General features: G+C 73.1%; 4 protein-coding genes. 1 reads left to right on the top strand and 3 read right to left on the bottom strand.

What is annotated here, in order from left to right:
- The 3 genes from A5714_RS24110 to A5714_RS24100 form a co-directional block, all read right to left on the bottom strand.
- Positions 1–1,064, bottom strand: a 1,064-nt coding sequence (locus A5714_RS24110) for a ribonuclease D (RefSeq protein WP_068289684.1), incomplete at its 3' end; no start/stop codon positions are given.
- 1 nt (position 1,065) lies between these two features.
- A complete protein-coding gene (locus A5714_RS24105) occupies positions 1,066–1,602 on the bottom strand; it encodes a DUF3000 domain-containing protein (RefSeq protein WP_369828284.1) in 537 nt (178 codons plus the stop codon).
- 209 nt (positions 1,603–1,811) lie between these two features.
- Positions 1,812–2,633, bottom strand: a complete 822-nt coding sequence (locus A5714_RS24100) for an enoyl-CoA hydratase/isomerase family protein (RefSeq protein ID WP_068289682.1) — start codon at positions 2,631–2,633, stop codon at positions 1,812–1,814.
- A 74-nt stretch (positions 2,634–2,707) separates the two neighbouring features.
- Here A5714_RS24100 and A5714_RS24095 point away from each other — a divergent pair.
- Positions 2,708–3,373 (top strand): uroporphyrinogen decarboxylase family protein (locus A5714_RS24095; RefSeq protein WP_304528514.1); only part of this gene is annotated, 666 nt, incomplete at its 3' end.

Below are 3,373 nucleotides of genomic sequence, written 5' to 3'. Positions count from 1 at the left end.
ACCGGCAACAGCGCCGCCCGCGCGGCCTCCAGGCGCGCGGCAGCCTCGGGTTTGCGCCTGCTCCACCGCGCCGGCGGCGGCGGCCCGTTCGGGGGCTCCGCGTCCGGGGGCGGGTCGTCGTTGCGGCGGGCGGCCTCCAGCGCGCCCAGCCAGGTCGCGGCGCTGCGCCGCTGGTTGCGGCCGCCGAACACCGGCAAGGCGACCAGCTCGTCGATGGTCTTCGGGTCGGCGAGGGCGGCGTCGACGATCGCGGAGTCCGGCAGGATGCGCCGCGGCGCGATGTCGCGGCGCTGCGCGATGCGGTCGCGGGTGGTCCACAGCTCGCGGACCGCGGCCAACGCGCGCCGGTCGCGCACCCGGTGGATGCCCGACGTGCGGCGCCACCGGTCCCGCCGCGGCGCGGCCTCCCGGGTGCCCGCATCCCGCAAGTACTCGAATTCCTGTGCGGCCCAATCGGTTTTGCCTTGGTCGGCCAGCACCTGCGCGATGGCCGCGCGCAGCTCGATCAGCAGTTCCACGTCCAGGGCCGCATAGTTGAGCCACTCGATCGGCAGGGGGCGCTTGGACCAGTCGGCGGCGCCGTGGCCCTTGGCCAGCCCGAAGCCCAGCAGCCGCTCGACCATGGTCGCCAGGTTGACCCGCTCGAACCCGGCCAGCCGCCCGGCGAGTTCTGTGTCGTACAGGGCCGGCGGGCGCAGGCCCACCTCCGCCAGGCACGGCAGGTCCTGGTCGGCGGAGTGCAGGATCCACTCGTCGGTCGCCAGCACCTCGGCGACCGGCCGCAGCGCGTCCAGCGGCGCCGAGCCGTGGCTGACCGGGTCGATCAGCACCGTGCCGGCGCCGGCGCGCCGAATCTGGATCAGGTACGCGCGGTTGGAGTAACGAAACCCCGACGCCCGCTCGGCGTCCACCGCGAACGGGCCCCGACCGCCGGCCAGGAACGCCGCCGCGGCCGCGATCTCGTCGACGGACACCGACAGGTCGGGGACGCCGTCGGACGGGTGCGGCAGCGGCGTGGGCTCTTCTTCGGTGCTGTCGGCCCCGTCGGCTGCCGAGTCGCACATGTCAGGCGCGTGACCGTGAGCTCAGGTCGGTGACGCCCGCCGGCGGCAGCCCGGCGGCGTGTTCGAGCACCTCGCAGAACGCCTCGACGTGCGGGCCGACGGCCGGGGTGAGCGCGGTCCACGACGCCCGCAGCTCCAGCTGGTGAGCACGCGGCGGGCCAGAGATGTCGCCGTAGCGCACCGACGTGGTGGCGGTGACGGTGCCGCCGAGGGCCGTGACGTGTTCCATGCGGGACTCGAGCGCTTCCACCAGCCAGCTCCAGGCCACCTCCGGCAGCAGCGGGTCGACCGCCTCGCTGGAGTCCAGGTCGGCCTGAATGTAGGCGACCATGCGGATGGTGCCGTCCCAGGCGTCGGCGCCCTCGGGGTCGTAGAGCAGGATCAACCGCCCGAACGCGTCGCCGTCGGAACGTTCCGGGACGATCTCGCGGTCGGGGTGTTTCACCTCCGCGCCGAGGGCGTAGCTGTGCGGGGCGAGGCGTTGCGGCGGCCGGATGGGGCCAAGCTCGATCTCCGGCCGCACGGTGACGGCGTTCATCGCCGCTACCGCCTCGCGGAAGGGGGCCGGTTCTGTCGAGGTCACTTGGCGCCGCTCCTGTTCATCGCGGCCGCTCTGCTGGGACGCGGGGCGGGTCACAGCGTCCGACGCTAGACCCATCGGCCGACACGCGGTATCAGGCGCGCCGCGCCGCGCGCGCGTCGCGACCAACCCGTTACCAGGCCTCGCCCGGACCGTATCGAGGCTGCTCAGGTGGCCGATCCGCCCGTGAATCGGGCCGGGCGCTTCTCGCGGTGCGCCGCCAACCCCTCCTGCACGTCGGGCCCGCTGAAGCTGAGGAACTCCAGGCCCAGCGACGTCTCGAACGCGGGCGCGAACTGCCGATACCAGTGGTTGAGGCTGTGCTTGGTCCAGCGGATCGCGTTCTGCGCGCCCCGGGCCAGGTCCTCGGCGATGCGCGTCGCGGTCGCCAGCACGTCGTCGTCGTCGACGCAGGTGGACACCAGGCCGATGCGCTCGGCCTCCTCGCCCAGCAGCGTGTCGCAGGTCAACAGGTAGTACTTGGCCTTGGCCATGCCGACCAGCAGCGGCCAGCAGATCGCGGCGTGGTCGCCGGCGGCCACCCCCAGCTTGGTGTGCCCGTCGATCAGCTTGGCGGTGCGCCCCGCCACCGAGATGTCCGCGAGCAGCGCCACCACCAGGCCGGCGCCGACGGCGGGGCCGCGGATCGCCGAGACGACGGGCTTGTCGAAGTTGACCATGTTGAGCACCAGGTCGCGGGCCTCCCGCATGATGCGCATCCGGCCCTCGAAGTCGCCGATGGTCTCGGCGATCAGATCGAAGCTGCCGCCGGACGAGAAGGCCTTGCCCTCGCCGCGCACCAGGACCACCCGCACCTCGGGGTCGCGCGCGATCGCCGGCCACACGTCGGCGAGGTCGCGGTGCAGTTGCGGGCCCACCGAGTTCAGGCCCGGGGCGTCCAACACCACCGTCAGCACCCCGTTGTCGCCGCGTTCGAAGCGCAGGCTGGGGAACTCGTCGTAGCTGACGGGGGGGTGAGTGACTGGCATCCCGGCTCCTGGGGTCGACGCTCGCTGCGGTCGTCGATACTACGCAGCCGGCCGTCATGGCAGCATTGAGGCCGATGGATAGTCCTTCGCGCACTCGGCGCGACCTCCCCGAGTCGCCCTATCTGGCCGCCGTCACCGGGCGCAAACCCAGCCGGGTCCCGGTGTGGTTCATGCGCCAGGCCGGCCGCTCGCTGCCCGAGTACCGGGCGCTGCGCGCCCAGACCGACATGCTGTCGGCCTGTTTCGACGCCGCGCTGGTCTGCGAGATCACCCTGCAGCCGGTGCGCCGGCACGGCGTCGACGCGGCGATCCTGTTCTCCGACATCGTGGTGCCGCTGTTGGGCGCCGGCGTCGACCTCGACATCGTCGCGGGCGTCGGGCCTGTCATCGCGTCCCCGGTGCGCACGGCCGCCGACGTCGACGGGCTCAAACCCCTTGACGGGCAGCGGGTTGCGCCGGTCGCCGACGCCGTCGCGCTGCTGGTGGCCGCGCTGGGCGACGTGCCGCTGATCGGGTTCGCGGGGGCGCCGTTCACCCTGGCGTCCTATCTGATCGAGGGCGGCCCCAGCCGCCACCACGCCCGCACCAAGGCGATGATGCTGGCCGACACCGACACCTGGCACGCGCTGCTGGACAAGCTGGCCGACATCACCATCGGTTTCCTGCGGGCGCAGCTCGACGCCGGGGTGGACGCGATTCAGGTCTTCGACTCGTGGGCCGGGACCCTGGCGCTGCCCGAC

Source organism: Mycobacterium sp. E2462, from assembly GCF_001672685.1.
Taxonomy (GTDB): Bacteria; Actinomycetota; Actinomycetes; order Mycobacteriales; family Mycobacteriaceae; genus Mycobacterium.
Note: the sequence above shows the minus strand (reverse complement) of the source record. Positions and strands in the feature narration are given on the sequence as shown.

Excerpts from the sequence above, each read along its gene's own strand:
- A5714_RS24105 (WP_369828284.1), bottom strand. The coding sequence starts at position 1,602 with ATGAACGCCGTCACCGTGCGGCCGGAGATCGAGCTTGGCCCCATCCGG.
- A5714_RS24100 (WP_068289682.1), bottom strand. The coding sequence starts at position 2,633 with ATGCCAGTCACTCACCCCCCCGTCAGCTACGACGAGTTCCCCAGCCTG.